Source organism: Roseobacter fucihabitans (assembly GCF_014337925.2).
Taxonomy (GTDB): Bacteria; Pseudomonadota; Alphaproteobacteria; order Rhodobacterales; family Rhodobacteraceae; genus Roseobacter; species Roseobacter fucihabitans.
This window is the reverse complement of sequence record NZ_CP143423.1, coordinates 4188360-4205397: the sequence shown is the minus strand read 5'-3', so window position 1 is coordinate 4205397 and position 17038 is coordinate 4188360. Positions and strand designations below refer to the sequence as shown.

Annotated in this window: 20 protein-coding genes; 11 read left to right on the top strand and 9 right to left on the bottom strand. The window is 62.4% G+C overall.

What is annotated here, in order from left to right:
- Nucleotides 1–248 precede the first annotated feature (248 nt).
- The 7 genes from pqqE to ROLI_RS20600 all read right to left on the bottom strand — a co-directional run bounded on the left by pqqE (nucleotide 249) and on the right by ROLI_RS20600 (nucleotide 5773).
- On the bottom strand, nucleotides 249–1355 hold the full coding sequence (gene pqqE, locus ROLI_RS20630) for a pyrroloquinoline quinone biosynthesis protein PqqE (RefSeq protein WP_187429512.1): 1107 nt from the start codon (nucleotides 1353–1355) through the stop codon (nucleotides 249–251).
- Complete coding sequence (gene pqqD, locus ROLI_RS20625) at nucleotides 1352–1627, bottom strand: pyrroloquinoline quinone biosynthesis peptide chaperone PqqD (RefSeq protein ID WP_187429511.1); 276 nt, start codon at nucleotides 1625–1627, stop codon at nucleotides 1352–1354. The genes pqqE and pqqD overlap by 4 nt, the downstream gene beginning before the upstream one ends.
- A gap of 2 nt (nucleotides 1628–1629) precedes the next feature.
- On the bottom strand, nucleotides 1630–2379 hold the full coding sequence (gene pqqC, locus ROLI_RS20620) for a pyrroloquinoline-quinone synthase PqqC (protein WP_187429510.1): 750 nt from the start codon (nucleotides 2377–2379) through the stop codon (nucleotides 1630–1632).
- Complete coding sequence (pqqB, locus tag ROLI_RS20615) at nucleotides 2380–3273, bottom strand: pyrroloquinoline quinone biosynthesis protein PqqB (RefSeq protein ID WP_187429509.1); 894 nt, start codon at nucleotides 3271–3273, stop codon at nucleotides 2380–2382. It lies immediately after the preceding gene.
- Between the two features lie 23 nt (nucleotides 3274–3296).
- The gene (gene pqqA, locus ROLI_RS20610) at nucleotides 3297–3395 is read right to left on the bottom strand and encodes a pyrroloquinoline quinone precursor peptide PqqA (RefSeq protein ID WP_187429508.1); all 99 of its coding nucleotides are present in this window, start codon (nucleotides 3393–3395) and stop codon (nucleotides 3297–3299) included.
- A gap of 104 nt (nucleotides 3396–3499) precedes the next feature.
- Complete coding sequence (locus tag ROLI_RS20605) at nucleotides 3500–4180, bottom strand: response regulator transcription factor (RefSeq protein WP_187429507.1); 681 nt, start codon at nucleotides 4178–4180, stop codon at nucleotides 3500–3502.
- Between the two features lie 9 nt (nucleotides 4181–4189).
- Complete coding sequence (locus ROLI_RS20600; RefSeq protein WP_187429506.1) at nucleotides 4190–5773, bottom strand: HAMP domain-containing sensor histidine kinase; 1584 nt, start codon at nucleotides 5771–5773, stop codon at nucleotides 4190–4192.
- 143 nt (nucleotides 5774–5916) lie between these two features.
- On the opposite strand from ROLI_RS20600, the gene ROLI_RS20595 reads away from it, so the two are divergent.
- Nucleotides 5917–6120, top strand: coding sequence for a hypothetical protein (locus tag ROLI_RS20595; protein WP_187429505.1), 204 nt, complete (start codon nucleotides 5917–5919; stop codon nucleotides 6118–6120).
- 9 nt (nucleotides 6121–6129) lie between these two features.
- Here the strand turns inward: ROLI_RS20595 and ROLI_RS20590 are convergent, their stop codons facing one another.
- Nucleotides 6130–6921 carry an ABC transporter permease gene (locus ROLI_RS20590; protein ID WP_187429504.1) on the bottom strand — a complete coding sequence of 264 codons (792 nt, stop codon included), beginning with the start codon at nucleotides 6919–6921 and terminating at the stop codon, nucleotides 6130–6132.
- Nucleotides 6918–7637 (bottom strand): ABC transporter ATP-binding protein, encoded by a 720-nt coding sequence (locus ROLI_RS20585; RefSeq protein WP_187429503.1) that lies wholly within the window; start codon nucleotides 7635–7637, stop codon nucleotides 6918–6920. The genes ROLI_RS20590 and ROLI_RS20585 overlap by 4 nt, the downstream gene beginning before the upstream one ends.
- 364 nt (nucleotides 7638–8001) lie before the next feature.
- On the opposite strand from ROLI_RS20585, the gene ROLI_RS20580 reads away from it, so the two are divergent.
- From ROLI_RS20580 to ROLI_RS20535, 10 genes are all read left to right on the top strand, one after another.
- A complete protein-coding gene (locus tag ROLI_RS20580) occupies nucleotides 8002–8928 on the top strand; it encodes a hypothetical protein (protein ID WP_262386449.1) in 927 nt (308 codons plus the stop codon).
- A 153-nt stretch (nucleotides 8929–9081) separates the two neighbouring features.
- Nucleotides 9082–10038 carry a MoxR family ATPase gene (locus tag ROLI_RS20575; protein ID WP_187429502.1) on the top strand — a complete coding sequence of 319 codons (957 nt, stop codon included), beginning with the start codon at nucleotides 9082–9084 and terminating at the stop codon, nucleotides 10036–10038.
- The gene (locus ROLI_RS20570) at nucleotides 9987–10934 is read left to right on the top strand and encodes a DUF58 domain-containing protein (RefSeq protein WP_338469207.1); all 948 of its coding nucleotides are present in this window, start codon (nucleotides 9987–9989) and stop codon (nucleotides 10932–10934) included. The genes ROLI_RS20575 and ROLI_RS20570 overlap by 52 nt, the downstream gene beginning before the upstream one ends.
- Nucleotides 10931–11302, top strand: coding sequence for a hypothetical protein (locus ROLI_RS20565; RefSeq protein WP_187429501.1), 372 nt, complete (start codon nucleotides 10931–10933; stop codon nucleotides 11300–11302). The genes ROLI_RS20570 and ROLI_RS20565 overlap by 4 nt, the downstream gene beginning before the upstream one ends.
- A complete protein-coding gene (locus ROLI_RS20560) occupies nucleotides 11295–12257 on the top strand; it encodes a VWA domain-containing protein (RefSeq protein WP_187429500.1) in 963 nt (320 codons plus the stop codon). The genes ROLI_RS20565 and ROLI_RS20560 overlap by 8 nt, the downstream gene beginning before the upstream one ends.
- The gene (locus ROLI_RS20555) at nucleotides 12254–13153 is read left to right on the top strand and encodes a VWA domain-containing protein (RefSeq protein WP_187429499.1); all 900 of its coding nucleotides are present in this window, start codon (nucleotides 12254–12256) and stop codon (nucleotides 13151–13153) included. Before ROLI_RS20560 ends, ROLI_RS20555 begins: the two co-directional genes overlap by 4 nt.
- A complete protein-coding gene (locus ROLI_RS20550) occupies nucleotides 13150–13824 on the top strand; it encodes a hypothetical protein (RefSeq protein WP_187429498.1) in 675 nt (224 codons plus the stop codon). Before ROLI_RS20555 ends, ROLI_RS20550 begins: the two co-directional genes overlap by 4 nt.
- Complete coding sequence (locus ROLI_RS20545) at nucleotides 13821–15011, top strand: BatD family protein (RefSeq protein ID WP_187429497.1); 1191 nt, start codon at nucleotides 13821–13823, stop codon at nucleotides 15009–15011. Before ROLI_RS20550 ends, ROLI_RS20545 begins: the two co-directional genes overlap by 4 nt.
- Before the next feature lie 156 nt (nucleotides 15012–15167).
- A complete protein-coding gene (locus tag ROLI_RS20540) occupies nucleotides 15168–15878 on the top strand; it encodes a response regulator transcription factor (protein WP_187429496.1) in 711 nt (236 codons plus the stop codon).
- A 2-nt stretch (nucleotides 15879–15880) separates the two neighbouring features.
- Complete coding sequence (locus tag ROLI_RS20535; RefSeq protein ID WP_187429495.1) at nucleotides 15881–17038, top strand: FIST N-terminal domain-containing protein; 1158 nt, start codon at nucleotides 15881–15883, stop codon at nucleotides 17036–17038.

The following is a 17038-nucleotide window of genomic DNA, read 5'->3' as shown; positions in this document are numbered from 1 at the left end:
GCTTCTGGGCTGTCGATCTCTTTTGCAGGTTGGCTGTGGCGCGCCTCATCGTGGGGCTGTGGGCTCGCTTGGTGGTGGGGCTGCCAGCAAGCCGGTAAGTGGCTCTAAGCCGCCTTATAGAGCCTCTCTGTGGGGTTCTGCGAGATCATCGGCGGGCATCACTATCGACAAGGGCATGCTCACCGTGATTTTTGGGTCGTTGCCGCTTTTAGGGCGATGACAAACCCGGATACCGGGTGCAGCCCGGCTTATTCCGCCGGTTCGCTTTGTTTGGGCGGGGCGACGCGGTAGGTGAGGGGGGCATCCTCCTGTGCGGCATGCGTGTCGGCCTGTGCCTGTAGCGCGCCGTGGTGCGGGGATTTGATGCAGACCGGATCAGTCGCGGAGGCATCCCCAACAATCGCCATCGCCTGACAACGACAGCCCCCGAAATCGATGGTTTTGCGCTCGCAGGTCTTGCACGGATCCGCCATCCAGTCGGTGCCGCGGTAAGCGTTGAAGGCCGCGCCCTTGTACCAGATGTCGTGGAGTGATGCGTCCTGTACCCGGTCGAAAGTCAGATGCGGGATGGATTGCGCGGCGTGGCAGGGCAGGACCTGGCCATCGGGGATCACGTTGAGCCCAGAGGTGCCCCAGCCGCCCATGCAGCGTTTGGGATAGTCTTCGTGGTAATCCGCCGGGACATAGTCGATGACCAGGCGGCCTTTGAGGGCTTTGCGGGCTTGCGTGACGATCTTTGTGGCCTCGACGGCCTGATCGCGGGTGGGCATCAGCGCGTCGCGGTTTTTCAGCGCCCAACCGTGGAATTGCACGGTGGCGACCTCGATCCGGCGGGCACCCATTTCCTGGGCCATTTCCAGCGCGCGTGGCAGTTGGTGCAGGTTGCGCCGGTGCAGCACGGCGTTGAGCGTGAGGGGGAAGCCGATGTCGCCGATCCATTCGGCCACCTGCATTTTGCGTTTGAAGCCCCCCTTGTAGCCACCGATTTCATCGGCCATTTCGGGGTTGGTGCCTTGCAGCGAGAGTTGCACGTGATCAAGGCCCGCAGCGTCGAGTTCGGCAAGGCGTTTTTGCGTCAGGCCAATGCCGGAGGTGATGAGGTTGGTGTAAAGCCCGGCGTCGCGCGCGGCGATGACCAGATCGACGAGGTCACGCCGGGAGGCCGGTTCGCCGCCCGAAAGATGCAGTTGCAGCACGCCCAGATCAGCGGCCTCGCGAAAGACGCGCGCCCATGTGGCGGTGTCCAACTCCTGGTCCTGGCGCGCCATTTCGACGGGGTTGGAGCAATAGGGGCACGACAGCGGGCAGCGGTGCGTGAGTTCGGCCAGCATCGCGATGGGGGGGGGCGTGCTCACGGGGTCACGTCCAGAAAGCGGCGATTGCGTAGGGCGTCAAGGAAGCCCGCGCTGTCATTTACGATTTGTTCGACGGGGGCGTTGTAGCGTGTCGCGAGGGTTGTCGTGATGTCCTCGAATGTGCGCGTGCCGTCGATTTCGGTGAGGATGGCATGGCCGACCATATCGAGCGTCACCGCGCGTTCAGGCGCCAGCAGGACCCACGTGTCGCGCACGCGGTCATGGTGCAGGCGGACACCGCGGGGCAGGGCGGGGGTGTCGGTGGCTTGCATGGCTATGACGCCTTTTGGAGCGCGAGGCCGTCGCCGGGAACCCATGCGCCGGGCGGGATGCGCGCAGGCGTGACATAGGCGGAATGGAGCGCGTCGAGTTGGGACCAGAGCACATCGGTTTTGAATGTTAGGGCGGCGGCGGCGGCGTCCTGTTTTTCGCGCGTGTCGGCGTGGTCCAGGACCCAGGCGAGGCCGAATGCGACGTCCTTGGGGGCCTCTTTGAGGCGGTTTTTGAAGTAGGAGAGCGAACTGTCATCGGCGAAAGCGTAGTTTTTAAGCAGGCCCTGGATTCGGTTGGCATGGATTTTCGGGGCGAAGAGTTCGGTGAGGGAGGCGCTGACGGCTTCCAGCAGGGTTTTTTCGCGCACGTATCGCACATAGGCATCAACGGCGAATTTCGTGGCCGGCAATACGCCTTCGCAGGAGGCGACATAGTCGGGGTCAAGCCCCACGGCCCGCGCCAGACGCAGCCAACGCTTGATGCCCCCCTCATTATCGTCCGTACCGTCGTGATCCTCGATACGGGAACGCCATGCCCGGCGTAGGGCGGGATCGGTGACGCGCGACATGAAGGCGGCGTCCTTCATCGGGATGCTATGTTGGTAATAATAACGGTTGATCACCCAGGCGCGGACCTGATCGGGTGTGCAATTGCCACCGTGCAACAAGTCATGAAACGGGTGCAAATCGTGATACCGTTCGGCTCCGATCTGACGCAGGCGGGTCTCAAAATCTTCGCGGGTCTGGGTCATTTACGTGATCTCCATGCCATCTTGTCCAACGATCCACCCGGCGGCTTCGGCTTGGGCCTTTTCATCCGAAGCGGGGCGCAGGACGGGGTTGGTGTTATTCATATGCACAAACAGTTTTTGCGTGATGCCCATGTCCGCGAACGCGGCGATGGACCCTGCTGGACCGCTCATCGACATATGCCCCATGCGCGCCCCGGTTTTCTGGCCCAAACGCGCGCGGATCATCTCATCATCTTGCCACAGGGTGCCGTCAAAGAACAGCAGATCCGCTCCGGTTAGACGGGCGCGCAGATCATCGGTCATGGCGGCACAGCCGGGGATGTAAAACGCTGTTTTATCGCTTGTTTCCAGTTTCACACCGACGGTTTGATCACCGATCAGATCGGTTTGCACCTCTTCGCCCTCCAGATAGAGCGGTACTTTGCCGGGCACCGGGAACAGCGTTGCGGTCAGCTGCGGCGCCAGCGTGAAGGGTTCCTCCAGCGCGATGGTCTGGCGGGTGACAACGGCGCTGTTGAGCGCGTCGAAAATAGGGTTTTGAGCGAGCACATCGTGAATGCCGGGTGTGGCAAAGAGCGTAAAGGGCTGCATTTCGCGCAGCACCAGCAGGCCTGCGATGTGGTCAATATCCCCGTTCGTCACCAGAACCGACGCCAAGGACAGTTTGCGCAAATCGGTGGGGTGCAACGCGGGTGTCGCGGCAAATTGTTGACGAATGTCGGGGGAGGCGTTCAGAACGGCCCATGTCTTGCCGTCCCCTGTAACAGCCAGAGAAGATTGGGTTTGGGATGGGATGTCACCGGCGCGGGCCAGGTCACAATTTTCGCATCCACAATTCCATTGCGGCAATCCGCCACCAGCGGCCGCCCCAAGGATATGCGCGCGGAAAGTCATTTATACCACCCGCGCGCAGAATTTCAGAACAGAACTTCGCGCTCTTCGTCGCTGTCTGGTCCGTACATGTTGATTTCCATGCCGCATTCGATTTCGCGGATGATGGGTTTGCTCCAAGCCATGGGTATTTCCTCCTGAAAATTGGTTCCACTGGAGGTCAGCGTGGCAGATGTGCGCCTTTGGGGCGACTCTTAATTTATAAGAAACGCCTAGACTTTGGTCTGTATCACGCAGTTTCTTCTTCGGGCAGCAATCCGGTGAGGCAAAAGCCCTTGTTACGCAAGGTTTTGATTTCGAAGCCAAAATCGGACGCCGCGAGCTTTTTGCGCAGATACCCGATATAGACATCAACCACATTTTCGTGACCCGATCCATCCCCCGCCCAAAGCGCCTCATATATCGCAGCACGGGGCAGGGGGGCCTCTGCATGCTGCATCAAAAGCACCAGAAGATCGTATTCGCGCTCCGTCAAATGGGTCTCTGCGGTGCCGTTTTGCAGGGTCCGGGTGTGGCGCGACAGGCGCGCGGGGGCGGGGCGCAGGGTGCTGACGCGATGCTCCTGTACCTTAAGGCGGGCGACCAATTCGTCGAAATTGAAAGGCTTCACCACATAATCATCCGCCCCGGCGGCAAGCCCGGCAGCGCGGTGTTCGACCTCCGAGAGCGCCGAGAGCATGAGGATGGGCAGCGTGACCCCGCTGGTGCGGGCGGCGCGCACCAGATCAATCCCGCTATCCGCGCCGAGCATCACATCGACGATGGCCCCGGCATGCGCACCGCTTTGTAACCGTGCCAACGCCCGGTCGGCGCGGTTTTCGGTCTCGGTCTCATAGCCGTGCAAGGCCAGCCCACGCGCCAGCGCGGAGGTGATTTCAGGGTCATCGTCAATGAGGAGAAGCGTGCTCATAATCGCAGGTTACGGCTTTGTGCGCGGCAGGCGAAGGGATACTTTGGTCCCCGGCGCATCGCCAATCGCCTGGGCGCGGGGCAGGGGGCTGGTCAGGGTGATGTCACCGCCCTGCGCCTCGATCACCCAACGCGCCAGCGCCAGCCCGACGCCAAAGCCCTGATGCGCGGTGGCGGATGGGCCTTGGGCGAAACGCCGGAAAAGACGCGCCTGATCCGGTGGCGGGATGCCGGGGCCGTTATCGCTGAGCGAGACGCCGGCGGTGGTGTCATCCACCAGCGGCAGCAGGCGCAGGTTCTGGCCCGCGCGGGCATGGCGGATGGCGTTGCGGATCAGGCTCACGATCACTTGGCGCACCCAATTGGGATCGCATTGCAGCGTGATGTCGGGCATGTCCGCAATGTCGAGCACCATGCCCGCATTGTCGATTTCCGCCTGGATTTCCGCGGCCACATCCGCGAGCAATTCGGGCAGGGTGACGCCGCAGGGATCCAGCGCCAATTCGCCCGTGTCCGAACGCGCCAGCCGCAACAGATCGTCAATGCGCCGGTTGAGCCGGGCGGCGCGGGTCTCGATGGTGGCAAAAGCCTGTGCGGGGTCGGGGCTGCCCTGTTTGCCGATTTGCGCCTCCAGCAGGATCACGGTCAGGGGCGTGCGCAATTCATGGCTGATGTCGGCAAAGAAACGGCGGCGTTTGTCATCCGTTTCGGCCAGGGCGGCATTAGCGGTTTGCAATTCCTGGGTGCGCTGGTTGATGGTTTCATTCAAGCGCGCCCATTCGGTTTCGATGTGATGTTGGCGCGCCGACAGCGCCGCGGCCATGCGGTTGGTTTCCACGGCCAGTTGCCCGATTTCATCGCGGCGCTGGTCGGTCAGGGCGACCGAGAAATCCGCCCGCCCGATTTGATCGGCGGCGGCGCGCAAATCATCGAGCCGTTGGAATTGCGGGCGGATCAGGCCGAAATAAAACGCTGCCACCGCCCCCAGCGTCAGCGCCGTGATCAAAAGCGCCACCCCGATCAGCCGCTGGCGCAGGGTGGTGATGCCCGACAGGATGTTGTTGCGGAACCGCACTTCGGTGTTCACGGACTGCGACAGCAGTTGGTCGAAATTTGAGGCAAAGCTGTCGAGATAGGGTTTGAGGTCGGTAGGATCATCCGCGTCGGTATTGAGACCGTCCAGCGTGGCGGCGAGTGTGGCCTCCATCCGCGCAAGACCCAGCGATTGCGCGCCAAAGCGGGATTCATCCGTAAGCCCGAGGGCATTCGCCGCGCGCAGGGCGGTTTCCACATCACCGTGCAATTGTTCAAAGCTGGCGCGCATTTGGGTCGCAACCGGGCTGATGCGATCCATGCGCGAGGGGGCATTTTGGCGGGTTTGCAAGGTTTCCGTGGCCACCACCAGGAAGGTTGAGGCCTGCGTCGAGAGGCTCGCATAGCGCGCCATGCGGTTTTCCGAGGCGAGGGTGGTGTCGAGGCGTTCCGCCACCTCATTGAGGCCGAGATAAAGGACGATCGCGATGATCAAGGTGCCGGCACCGAGCAGCGCGGCCCCGAGGCCAAGGCGCAGTTTGAGCGAGAACGTGCGGGTCATGCGGCGGCGTTGCAAGGTGGTGTGATTTTTTGGTGACGGGTACGGATTTGACGCGTGATCCAGTCAATTAAGGTAAAATTCACCGGTCTGTGTGTAGGATTTATGCGTGAAAACGAGCAGTATAAAACAGGAAAGCCTGAAAGATGATTGAACTTTTGTTTGTCGCGTGCCTCGCGACAGCGCCGGATCAGTGCCAGGAACGCAGTCTGATCTTTACCGATGTAAGCCCGATGCAATGCCTGATGGGCGCGCAGCCCGAATTGGCGAAATGGACCGCAAGCCATCCCAATCAGGAGATCAAGTCCTGGCGGTGCCAGACGGTGTCTTTTGCCGAGCGTGATGCCTGATCCCATGGTTCACCCTTTGCGTTTCATCAGTCCGCGCGCCGGGTCATAGCCCCAAACCGCGAGCAGGCTGAGGGCGATGGTGCTGGCCACGACCCAGAGGAACGCGGAGAGGTTGAATTGCAAATAAAACAGGAAGCGGATCAGTTCCACCACATGGGTGAACGGGTTGAGCGCGCAGATGTCGCGCAAAAGCGGTGAGCTTTCGCCCATTTTCCACAAGGGATAGAGCGCGGAGGACAGAAAGAACATCGGGAAGATCACGAAGTTCATCACCCCTGCGAAATTTTCCAGTTGCGAGATGAAGCTGGAGAGCACAAGGCCGAGCGCGCCCAGCATCAACCCGCCGAGGATCAAGCCCGGCAGCACCATGATGTAGCCCAAGGGCGGCATGGTGATCCCGAAAGCGGCGGCGATCCCGAGGAAGGCATAGACCTGGAGAATCGAGATCGCGGTGGCGCCAAAGAGGCGACAAAACAGCAGCCACCAGCGCGGAAAGGGGCTTGTCAGCAGCAGCCGCATCGAGCCCATTTCGCGGTCATAAACCAGGCTGAGCGAGCTTTGCATGCCGTTGAAAAGCAGCACCATGGCGCAGAGACCGGGCACGATATAGGTCTCATAGGTGATGTAGGTTTGATAGGGCGGGATGATCGACAAGCCGAGGGCCGCGCGGAACCCGGCGGCAAAGATCAACAGCCATACCAGCGGGCGCACGAGGGCGGCGATAAACCGTTCGCGTTGATGCACGAAACGCAGGAACTCGCGGCCCATGATGGCGCGGGTAACGCCCCAATAGCCACTCATGCCGGGGCCCCCGTTTGCGCCAGAAACCAGTCCGATAACGTTTGATTGCCCCGGATTGCCCCGGTCACGCCCGATTGGATGATCCGCCCCCGGTGCAGCACCAAAAGCGCGTCATCGTCGCGCACCTCATCCGTCAGATGGGTGGTCCAGAGCACGCAAAGGCCGCGGTCCGCGAGGTCATGTACATGCGCGGTGATGGCGGCGCGTGCGGCGGCATCAAGGCCGACGGTGGGTTCATCGAGTAATAAAACCGATGGCTCATGCAACAAAGCGCGCGCCAGTTCCATGCGCCGCCGGTGCCCGCCATTGAGTGCTGCGGCCTTTTCATCGGCGCGCGCGCGCATGTCGAGCCGGTCAAGAGCGGCATCAATGCGCCCCGGTATTTCACTGCGCGCAATCCCGTGCAGGGCGGCGAAATACATCAGGTTCTGACGCACGGACAGGCTCAGATCCAGCGTGGGTTGTTGAAACACCACACCCAACTGCGCCAGGGCGCGGCGCGGGGCGGCGCGCAGATCCTGCCCGGCGATTTCGATCTCACCCTTGGGCGCGACCAGCAGACGTGTCAGCAAGGAGACCAGCGTCGATTTTCCCGCGCCATTCGGCCCGAGCAGCGCGCAAAACCGACCCGCAGGGACCTCCAGCGAGACGTTATCAAGCGCCTTTTTCGCACCGTATTCAAAGCTGAGACCGCGCACGGTCAACCCCTTCGTCATGCGTGCATCCCCTCATCCCGTTGCCGTATGGTCTTTTTCGACCGGCCCATGCCTGCGGCTCAGCTTGCATAGAAAACGGGCGGGCGACAAGGCGTGCTTGCTGGGGGAGGCGCATTGGTCGGGGCTTTAGGGGGGCAAGGCAGCGTGCCGTTCAGTTAATTCCACCGCGCGCAGGAAGACGGACCAACCACTGACGCAGGTTCAAACCAAAGCAGATAAAACCGCTTTTCCGGACCGAACCGAACCGCCCTACACGCCCCGTCCAATGCCATCAGGTGAACGGGTTTCCAACGCCGAGCCTGCCAAAATCATGGACGAAAACACCATGTCGCCCTACCTTTGGACACATTGGAGGCACGGTGGCATGCATCGATTGATTTTAACCCTGGCATTTGCGTTTCTGAGCATGGCCCCGGCAACGCCCGCACTGGCGGATCGCAGCGCCTATGTCGATCTGGCACGGCAGGGGTGGCATTATCAGCTGCGCACCACGATGGTCGGGCGCGATATGTCCATTCCGGTGCATATCAACGGGCGTGATCTGGCGGGGGCGAGCCTGTGCGTTGTGGGCGAAAAGCCGCATGCCACCACGCTGGAAACGCTCAATACGTTTCGCGCCCTGGCCGGGCATGTTTTCGACAAGCCGCTGACCATGCGCTATGCGGGGCGGGATGCGGCGCGTTGCGGCACCGGGCGCACGGTGATTTTGCGGCTTTATTCCGGGCATCCCCCCAACCGGGCATTATCAGCGGATTTGGGCTGGATGAACCGGACCTATGAATTGGGATTGCCCATCAAGCGGCAATACGCCGTGACCTCGCCCGCCATGGCGCAAACGTTTTTCGGGCGGCGCGGCCAGAGCACGCATATCATGGTGAAACAACCCCGGCAGGCCCGGCTTGGCCCTTTGGAGCAGGCGTTTTACAAATCGATTCTGGTGGAGGAATTGTTCCAGTCTTTCACCTTCGGGATGGATATTTTGCTGTTTGACCGGGGGTCGGCATTCCAGTCGAAATTGCAGGAAACCCCCTTCAGCCTGTATCGTTTGCCATGGGAGTCGCGTGATTTCATGCGCGGAATCCTGCGCTCCAATCCGGGCGGGCTCTGTGCTTTTGATCTTTTTATGATGCATGCCGTCGCGCAATCCCCGGCGGATCAAACCATCGAGCCGGGGTTTATCGACTACATCGAGGCCGAATATGATGCGCTGTTGGCGCAGGCGACGCGGACCATGGCGGATGCACGCTTCGCGCCCATTGTTGAGCCGGGATGTCTGCCCGCCCCGACCTGAGCGCGGTATCGGCGGGGGGAGCCTTGCCGCGCCCATGTCCTGTGCGACGTCGTGATCGGCCATACCGAAACGCTTTAATACTTTTGGTTGGGTTCGCGCAGGGGCCTTATGGCGTTAGCGTGCACTACGCGCATTTGCGCGCCGGGAGGAAATATGGACAGTGGAGCAGGCCCCGCAGGCGCGGGCGCATCGGCGCTTTCGAACTATCTGGCCAATGGGCTTGTTGGCCATGACGTATTGATCGAACGGTTGCTGATCGCGCTGTTGAGCGGGGGTCATTTGCTGGTCGAAGGGCCGCCGGGGCTGGCCAAGACGCGCGCGGTCAAGTGGTTGTCGGATGCCGTGGAGAGCACATTCGCCCGCATCCAGTGTACGCCCGATTTGATGCCGTCCGATGTGACCGGAACGCCGGTTTACAACCCGCAGGATGGATCGTTTGAATTCGTGCCCGGCCCGGTATTTCATAATCTGGTGCTGGTGGATGAGATTAACCGCGCCCCGCCCAAGGTGCAATCCGCGCTGCTGGAGGCGATGGCCGAACGGCAGGTGACGGCGGGCAATGACACGCATCCGCTGCCTGATCCGTTTCTGGTGGTGGCCACGCAGAACCCTATTGAACATGACGGGACCTTTCCATTGCCCGAGGCGCAGATGGATCGGTTTTTATTGCATGTCGTTTTGGGCTTGCCGGATCTGGCGACGGAGCGGCGCATTCTGGATCTGGTGGAGGCGGAGGTGCCAGGGGGTGCCGCGCCAAGGCAGGCGATGAGCTTGCAGGATTTGGCAGAGGCGCGCGCGGCTGTACGGGCGGTGCATCTGGCACCGGAGTTGCGCGATTACATCGTGCGGCTGGTTTTGGCGACGCGGGAGGGGCCATTGTCGGTCGATATCGAACATGCGGTTTCGCCGCGCGGATCGCTGGCATTGGCGGCGGCGTCGCGGGCGCGGGCCTATTTGCACGGGCGCGATTACGCGATACCCGAGGATGTGGCGGAGATCGCCGGGGACGCTTTGGCGCACCGCATGGTGTTGAGCTGGCGCGCTGTGGCAGAAGGGCGGTGCGCGCGCGATGTGGTGGCGGATGTGTTGAACGCCACGCCGCCCTTGTGAGCGGTGGCGCACTGGAAGCTCCGGGGGTTTGCTTGTCCTCGGAGGGGTTGATTGCCTTGCGGGCCGTGGCGCTTGGCGCGCAGATGCCCCCGGTGTTGGCGGCCTTGCCCGGCGGCTTTGCGACGCGTCGCAAGGGGCATGGCCTGGAGGTCGCCGATATGCGTGAATATGTGGCGGGCGATGACATTCGCCATCTGGATCGCGGGACGACGGCGCGCACCGGGCGGCTGCATGTGCGCCAGTTTCAGGAAGAGCGCGACCGGGTGACCTTGTTGATCGCAGATTTTCGTCCCTGCATGTTTTGGGGAATGCGGCGTGCGTTTCGATCCGTCGCGGTGGCCGAGGCCTTGGCGCTGATCGGCTGGAACGTGGTGGAAAGCGGCGGGCGTGTGGGGTTGTTGACCGTTTCGGCGGGGGGGCCGGTGATCGTGCCACCGCGCGGGCGCACACGCGGCATGCTCGATGTGATCGGTGGTATGGTGCAGGCGCATCGCGCCGGATTGCGCGCGATGGCTGCGGGGCAGGACGTTGACCCAGCCTTGGAAAGCGCGCTGCTCAGGGCGGATCGGTTGGTGCCTGCGGGGGGCGAGTTTATCATTGGATCGGGGTTTGATGCGCCGGGGCCGGGATTTGCGGATCGCCTCGATGCGCTGGCGCGGCGACGGGTGCCACGGCTGGTGATGATCACAGATGCGCAGATGTTACGCATGCCATCGGGGCGTTACCCGATCCGGCTGGCGGATGGGCGGCGCATGCGGGTCAGCCTTGGTGGTAAGACGCCGCCTCCCGAAACCCGGATCGCGGGGCGTGTGGCGCTGCTGTTGGATGCGGGCGAGGAGGTCGAGCATATGGCGCGCCGCATCGTGGCGGGTTTCCCGGCGGAGCGCGCGGCATGAGCGATAGGGCAATGAGCGAGGAGGCCATGCTGGCCAGCCTGCGCGACATGCGCCTGCCCAGCGAGGCCGCCGGGGGGATGATCGCGGATCTGGCGGTGACGTTCGGGGTGGCCGGGTTGTTGGCGGTGCTGATCGCGGCGGGCTTACGCTTGCTCAGCCAGCGCCGTGTGTCTGCACCGGTGGCGTCGCTCAAAACCCGGATCGCGGAATGCGCCGAGCTGCCCGCGCCCGAGCGCCGGGTTGCGCTGTTGTACCTGTTGCGGGCACAGGACCCGATACGATACGCGGAGCTGCGTGGCGAGATCTATCACCCCGGCGGCGGCGTCGATCTGGCGACGCTGGAGGGGGAGGTGAAGCGGTTTGTTTGAGCTTGCGGACCCCTGGCTGCTCCTGCTGTTGCCGCTGCCTTTGCTGGGCATGCGTCTCCTGGGGCCGCAGGCGATGGCAGGCGGTGCGATCCGGGTCCCGGAACGCATTGGCGGCGCGTTGCTCGCGGCAGGGCGTCACAGCGCGGGCGGGGGCAAAATGCAAATGCGCCAGGTCCTGCTCTGGTCGATCTGGGCGCTTGTGCTGCTGGCCGCTTCTGGGCCGCGCGATCTGGCCCCGGTCTCCGCGCTCAAGGTCACGGGACGCGACCTTGCGATTGTGCTGGATTTGTCGGGCTCAATGGTGCGCGATGATTTCGACCTTGATGGACGCCAGATCACCCGGCTCGAGGCCGTCACCACCGTCGGCGCCGCCTTTGCACGCAGGCGCGGGGGTGACCGTGTGGCGCTGGTTGTGTTCGGATCAGAAGCCTATTACGCTGCCCCGTTTTCCTTTGACGTCGAGGCCATCGCGCGCGCGATTGAGGGCGCAGAGATCGGAATCTCGGGCCGCGCGACGAATATATCCGACGGGCTGGGCCTTGCCCTCAAACGCCTGCAAAACAGCGCCGCAACCACGCGCGTCGTGATCCTGTTATCGGACGGCGTGAATAATGCCGGGGCCACAAACCCGCGCGGGGTGGCCGAAATGGCCGCCGATTTGGGCGTGAGGGTTCATACGATTGCGCTGGGTCCCAAGGACCTCGATAGCGCGGCAGAAGGCGAACGCGGCGTGGTCGATGCGGCCACCCTGCGCGCGATTTCGCAGATTTCAGGTGGGGAAAGTTTCCGCGTCAAAACGACGGATGATCTGGTCGCGGTCACCGACGCGCTCGACCGGTTGGAGGCGATCGAAAGCCAGGGCCTCGCGGCGGAAGTGTTCCGCGATTATTGGGTCTGGCCCGCGACGCTGGCGGGATTGCTAGGCCTGTGGCTCGGATGGAGAGAGCGCGGATGAGCGGGTTTGACCTCACCTTGCTGCGCCCGCTCTGGCTGCTTGCCTTACCGCTTTTGGCCGGTTTCGGGGTCTGGCTTTATACGCGCGGCGGGGGTCTTGGCGATTGGCAAAAGGCGACCGATCCGGCCCTGATGCGCGCGATGCAGGCGCTGGGCCGGGTGGATAAAACCACCTCCCGCGCGCCGCTTGTGGCTCTGCTGGGCGCGCTTTTTGTGATCATACTCGCGCTGTCAGGGCCGGCGGTGGAGCGGCGCGATACGCTGTCGTTTCGCAATCTCGACGGTGTGCTCTTTGTGATCGACGCCTCGGCCAGTGTAACCGAAGACACCCGCTGGCCGCAAATGCTGGCCACGGGGCGTTTCGCGCTGGCCGCGCTCGGCACGCGTCCGGGCGGGCTGCTGGTTTATGGCGGGGACGCCTATGTGGCCTCGGATATGACGCTGGATCATGTGCAACTGGGCCAGACTCTGTCGTTGATTGATGCCGAAACAGTGCCCGATCCGGGATCCCGCCCCGAACGCGCCTTGGAGCGGGCGGCGGAGATGCTGGTACAGGCCGATGTGATTGCGGGCGATGTGATCCTGTTGAGTGATGGGGCGGGTTTCGGCCCGGCTTCCTTACAGAGCGCGGCGCGGATTGCGGCGCAGGGTGCCCGCCTGTCGCTCATCTCACTGAACGCGCCGGATGCGGCTTTCGCGACCCATGCCGCGGCGGGGCAGGGCCGGGTTTTCACGCTGGATCAGACCGAGGCCCTGTCGGAATGGCTGTCACAGGACGCGCGCACCCGGCTCGAGGCGCAGGATTTTCCGCTGCTGTTCTGGAAGGACATCGGGCGCTATTTGCTGCTGCTGGCGCTCTTGCCGCTGCTGTTGTTGTTCCGCAGGCCCGCAACATGAGGGTGCTGGCGTCCCTCTCGGTATTGGCGCTGGTTCTGGCGCTTTTGCTGGGCGGCACGGCACCGTTCGGGCGCGCCTTGCTGGCCGCCGGTCTGCCCGGTCTCGCGGTCCCCTTGATGAAGGACGCAGAATGGCGCGGGATCGCGCTTTTTCGGGCAGAACGCTACGAGGCGGCGGCGGCGGAATTCACGCGGGCGGGGTCGTTTTACAATCTGGGCAATGCCGAAACCCACGGCGGGAATTATGCCGCAGCACTTGAGGCGTTTGACCTTGCCCATGCGCGGGGGCATCCCGATGCCATGGCGAATTTCGACGTGGTTTCAGCTTATTACGCGGGGCTTGGCATTGATCCGGATGCGCTTGCGCTGTTTCCCAAGCGCAAAGAGGGACCGAGCGAAGAAAGCTTCGTGGCCCGTGGTAATGCGCGCGCCGCGGGGACCGGAAGTGACGTGACCAACGCCAATACCATGCTGGGTCTGGCGCAGCTTGAGAGTAGGGGAACCTTGGGCGTGCGGCGGATTTTTGACGATAAATTCATGCGCGCCGATGAGCGCTGGCTGGAACAGCTGGCGGATGTGCCGGGCGAATATATGGCCGCGCGGATCGCGCAGGAGCACAAGCGGCGCAGGAAGCTGGGCCTGTCCCCGCCCGAGCCGGAGGACCCGAGATGAGGGGGGTGTTATGCGCTTTTCTGATGCTGTGGCCGGGCCTTTTGGCGGCGCAATCGCGCAGCGTTTTGCCGTCGGAATTATCCTTGGAGGTGGTGGTGGAGCCGACCGCCCACACCCCGTTGGCGCGCGAAATGGTGTTGATCACGATCAAGGGTATTTATCGCCGTCACATCACGCGCGAAACGCTGGAGCAGCCCCCCCTGGAAGGGTTCAACTGGACGCAATTGGGCGATGATCTGTGGCGGGATGAGCGTCTGGACGGTGCGCAGGTCAAGACGTTTACCCGGCGCATGGCGGTGTTTCCCAATGAAGCGGGGGAGATCGAGATCGGGGCGTTTGCCCATGTGCTGACCCTGACGGATGAGCGGGATGAGTGGTTTGAGCATCGCGTGTTCTCTGAGCCGCTGGTGATCACGGTCGATCCGGCACCGGAAGGGCGCGATTGGTGGTTCCCGGTCACCTCGCTCAAGATTTCCGATCAATGGTCGAATGCGCCTGACCAGCTTGTTCCGGGTGAAGGCGTGTTGCGGGTGGTGCGCATTGAGGCGCTTGGTGTGACACCCGAGATGATCCCGCCGATGCCGGTCTTGACGTCGCCTTCGGCGATGATTTTTGCCCATCCCGACAAGCGGTTTGTGGAACTGTCGCCGCGCGGGCCGGTGTCTTTTGCCTTTTGGCGCTGGACGATCCGACCGGGCAATGACACCTCAGCCATCGTGGAGCCCCTGAGTTTGGACTATTTCGACACCGTCAACCGGGTGGACCGGAACGTGACCATTTCGGCGCAACGCGTGGCTTATGGCACGGTGGTGCCGGAAGGGCCGGTCGCGGAGGCGATGCCTGTGGTGCTGGTCGAGGCGCAATTGCCGGGCTGGCCGTTTTTGGTATTGGGCGGGCTGGTCTGTGTGACGGGCGTGGTTTTGGGCTTGCGCGGCTGGCGGATGACGGGTGTGCAGGCGGCGCATCGGTTCACGCTGCTGGATCCGCTGGCACGGCAGATGAAGCGCGCGGCGCGTGTCGGCGATCTTGCCGGGCTACGCCGCACGGCTCAGTTGATCCTGAACCGGGAGGGCGCGTCACAGCCGCGCCGCCAGCTTTTGCGTCACTTCGACGAGGCCGTTTTTGGGCGAAAACAGAGCCTCCCGGCCTTGCGGGAATTCACCCGAAAATTCCTCAAGGCGTCCTGACGCAAAGCCTCAAAACCTCGATACCCGACCCCGTCGGCATGGGTTTGCGGGCCTCGGGGTCCGGTCGGTGATGTCCTGTTTGATTGTCGCACAGGTTCAGAAGGTGTTGATAATTCGATTTTTACGCGTACCATTAGAGGCTGGGAGGACTTTGTGATGGAACACGTACGTGGGCCAATCGATCAGGATGCGATATCGCGCATTTTGATTGTCGACGATCATCCGCTCTATAGTGACGCGCTGGAATCCGCTCTGGATCTGGTGTTTTCCGATTGCGATATCCGCAAGGCGTGCAATCTTGGCGAGGCGCTGGACGCGGCGACATCCGGATTTGAACCCGAACTTGTGATGTTCGATCTGAAGCTGCCCGATGTGACGGGCATTTCCGGGTTCGTCAGTCTGCGACAGCATCTGCCGGAAGCGCGTATTCTGGTGATTTCGTCGCTGGCCTCTTTCGATCTGGTGCAATCTTTGTTGCGCGAAGGGGCGTCGGGGTTCCTGCCCAAGGACACCTCTGCGGGCGCGCTGCGCTGCGTGCTGGCCGAGATCATTGCCGGGCGAACCTATGTGCCGAAGGATTTCCAAAAGCCCAATGCATGCGAAAATGATACGCTGGCCGCGGCGATGGATCATCCCAAGCTGGCGGATCTCACACCGCAGCAACAACGTATCATGCGCCTGATCTGTTGTGGCAAACCAAACAAGCAGATCGCCTATGAGCTCTCGCTCGCAGAGGCCACGGTCAAGGCGCATATCACCGCATTGCTCAGGCGTCTTGGCGTGCGCAACCGCACCCAGGCGGTCGTCATGGTCGAGGGCGCGGTGCGCGGACCGGAACCCGAAGCGCGGGCCTTTCTGGAGCATTGAAGATGCGCGATATGCGCTCCAATCCAACCTGCGTGGCCGTCAGCGCATCCCGCGCCGTGGGGGAAGCCAGTGCCGCGCGCAACGCGGCGCGCGATATTGATCTGGAGGATACCTGTTTTGTGCTGGCCTTCGTGCCGGGTGGTTGGGACGGGGCGCTTGTGGCGCAGACGCTGGATGAGCTTTTGGGTGGTCTGCCGGTATTCGGCTGTTCCACGGCGGGGCAGATCACGATGCAGGGCTATGAGACTGACGCGTTGCTGCTGATGGCCTTTCCCAAGGCGCATTTTCGCTGCGCTTCTGTTTTGCTCGACCCGCTCAAGCCGCTCTCGGCACCGATGATCGCCACCAAAGCGCAAAGCCATGCGCAGAAATTCCAACATACCGCCGGCTGGCACAGGTTGGGGCTGATTTTTGCGGATGGGCTCTCAAAGCAAGAAGACATCCTGATCTCGACGCTGGAAACCGTGCTGGCGGATTTGCCGATCTTTGGCGGCTCTGCAGGGGATGGGCTGCGGTTTGAAACCACCTATGTGCTGCACAAGGGGCAGGCTTATCAAAATGCCGCTGTTTTGTTGCTGCTGGAAACGGATTTGCCGTTTCAGGGCATCGGGTTCGATCACTTCCTGCCCACCGGCAGCAAGTTCATCATCACCGATGCCGACCCCGAAGAACGCAAGGTATTCGAGATCAACGGCGCGCCCGCCGCGCAGGAATACGCCCGCCTCGTGGGGTGCCGGGTCGATCAACTCTCCCCGTTGGTTTTTGCCGAAAATCCCATGCTGATCGAATATAAGAACAACCATTATGTGCGCGCGATTTCGGATGCGGATGAAACCGGGGCGCTGTCGTTCATGGCCGCAATTGATGACGGGTTGATCATGACGCTGGGGCAGGGGCAGGAGATCATCCGCACGCTGGAAAACGGGCTGGATATTCGCGATGACAAGGGGCGCAGTCCCGATTTCATCCTCGGGTTCGATTGCGTGCTGCGCAAGCTGGAGATCGAGCAGAAACAGCTGGGGCGCGCGGTCTCGGATGTGCTGGAAACGGCGCGGGTCTTTGGGTTTAACACCTACGGCGAGCAGCATTGCGGCGTGCATATGAACCAGACGCTGGTGGGTGTGGCGTTTTTCGAACCGGATCAAAGGAACATGTGTTGA

What these genes read in the sequence shown, in the direction of transcription:
- ROLI_RS20565 (WP_187429501.1), top strand. Translation starts at nt 10,931, where the DNA reads ATGAGCGATAGGGCAATGAGCGAGGAGGCCATGCTGGCCAGCCTGCGC.
- pqqD (WP_187429511.1), bottom strand. Translation starts at nt 1,627, where the DNA reads ATGCAAGCCACCGACACCCCCGCCCTGCCCCGCGGTGTCCGCCTGCAC.
- ROLI_RS20595 (WP_187429505.1), top strand. Translation starts at nt 5,917, where the DNA reads ATGATTGAACTTTTGTTTGTCGCGTGCCTCGCGACAGCGCCGGATCAG.
- ROLI_RS20545 (WP_187429497.1), top strand. Translation starts at nt 13,821, where the DNA reads ATGAGGGGGGTGTTATGCGCTTTTCTGATGCTGTGGCCGGGCCTTTTG.
- ROLI_RS20585 (WP_187429503.1), bottom strand. Translation starts at nt 7,637, where the DNA reads ATGACGAAGGGGTTGACCGTGCGCGGTCTCAGCTTTGAATACGGTGCG.
- ROLI_RS20535 (WP_187429495.1), top strand. Translation starts at nt 15,881, where the DNA reads ATGCGCGATATGCGCTCCAATCCAACCTGCGTGGCCGTCAGCGCATCC.
- ROLI_RS20580 (WP_262386449.1), top strand. Translation starts at nt 8,002, where the DNA reads ATGCATCGATTGATTTTAACCCTGGCATTTGCGTTTCTGAGCATGGCC.
- pqqC (WP_187429510.1), bottom strand. Translation starts at nt 2,379, where the DNA reads ATGACCCAGACCCGCGAAGATTTTGAGACCCGCCTGCGTCAGATCGGA.
- ROLI_RS20600 (WP_187429506.1), bottom strand. Translation starts at nt 5,773, where the DNA reads ATGACCCGCACGTTCTCGCTCAAACTGCGCCTTGGCCTCGGGGCCGCG.
- ROLI_RS20590 (WP_187429504.1), bottom strand. Translation starts at nt 6,921, where the DNA reads ATGAGTGGCTATTGGGGCGTTACCCGCGCCATCATGGGCCGCGAGTTC.
- ROLI_RS20550 (WP_187429498.1), top strand. Translation starts at nt 13,150, where the DNA reads ATGAGGGTGCTGGCGTCCCTCTCGGTATTGGCGCTGGTTCTGGCGCTT.
- ROLI_RS20575 (WP_187429502.1), top strand. Translation starts at nt 9,082, where the DNA reads ATGGACAGTGGAGCAGGCCCCGCAGGCGCGGGCGCATCGGCGCTTTCG.
- pqqA (WP_187429508.1), bottom strand. Translation starts at nt 3,395, where the DNA reads ATGGCTTGGAGCAAACCCATCATCCGCGAAATCGAATGCGGCATGGAA.
- pqqB (WP_187429509.1), bottom strand. Translation starts at nt 3,273, where the DNA reads ATGACTTTCCGCGCGCATATCCTTGGGGCGGCCGCTGGTGGCGGATTG.
- ROLI_RS20555 (WP_187429499.1), top strand. Translation starts at nt 12,254, where the DNA reads ATGAGCGGGTTTGACCTCACCTTGCTGCGCCCGCTCTGGCTGCTTGCC.
- ROLI_RS20605 (WP_187429507.1), bottom strand. Translation starts at nt 4,180, where the DNA reads ATGAGCACGCTTCTCCTCATTGACGATGACCCTGAAATCACCTCCGCG.
- ROLI_RS20540 (WP_187429496.1), top strand. Translation starts at nt 15,168, where the DNA reads ATGGAACACGTACGTGGGCCAATCGATCAGGATGCGATATCGCGCATT.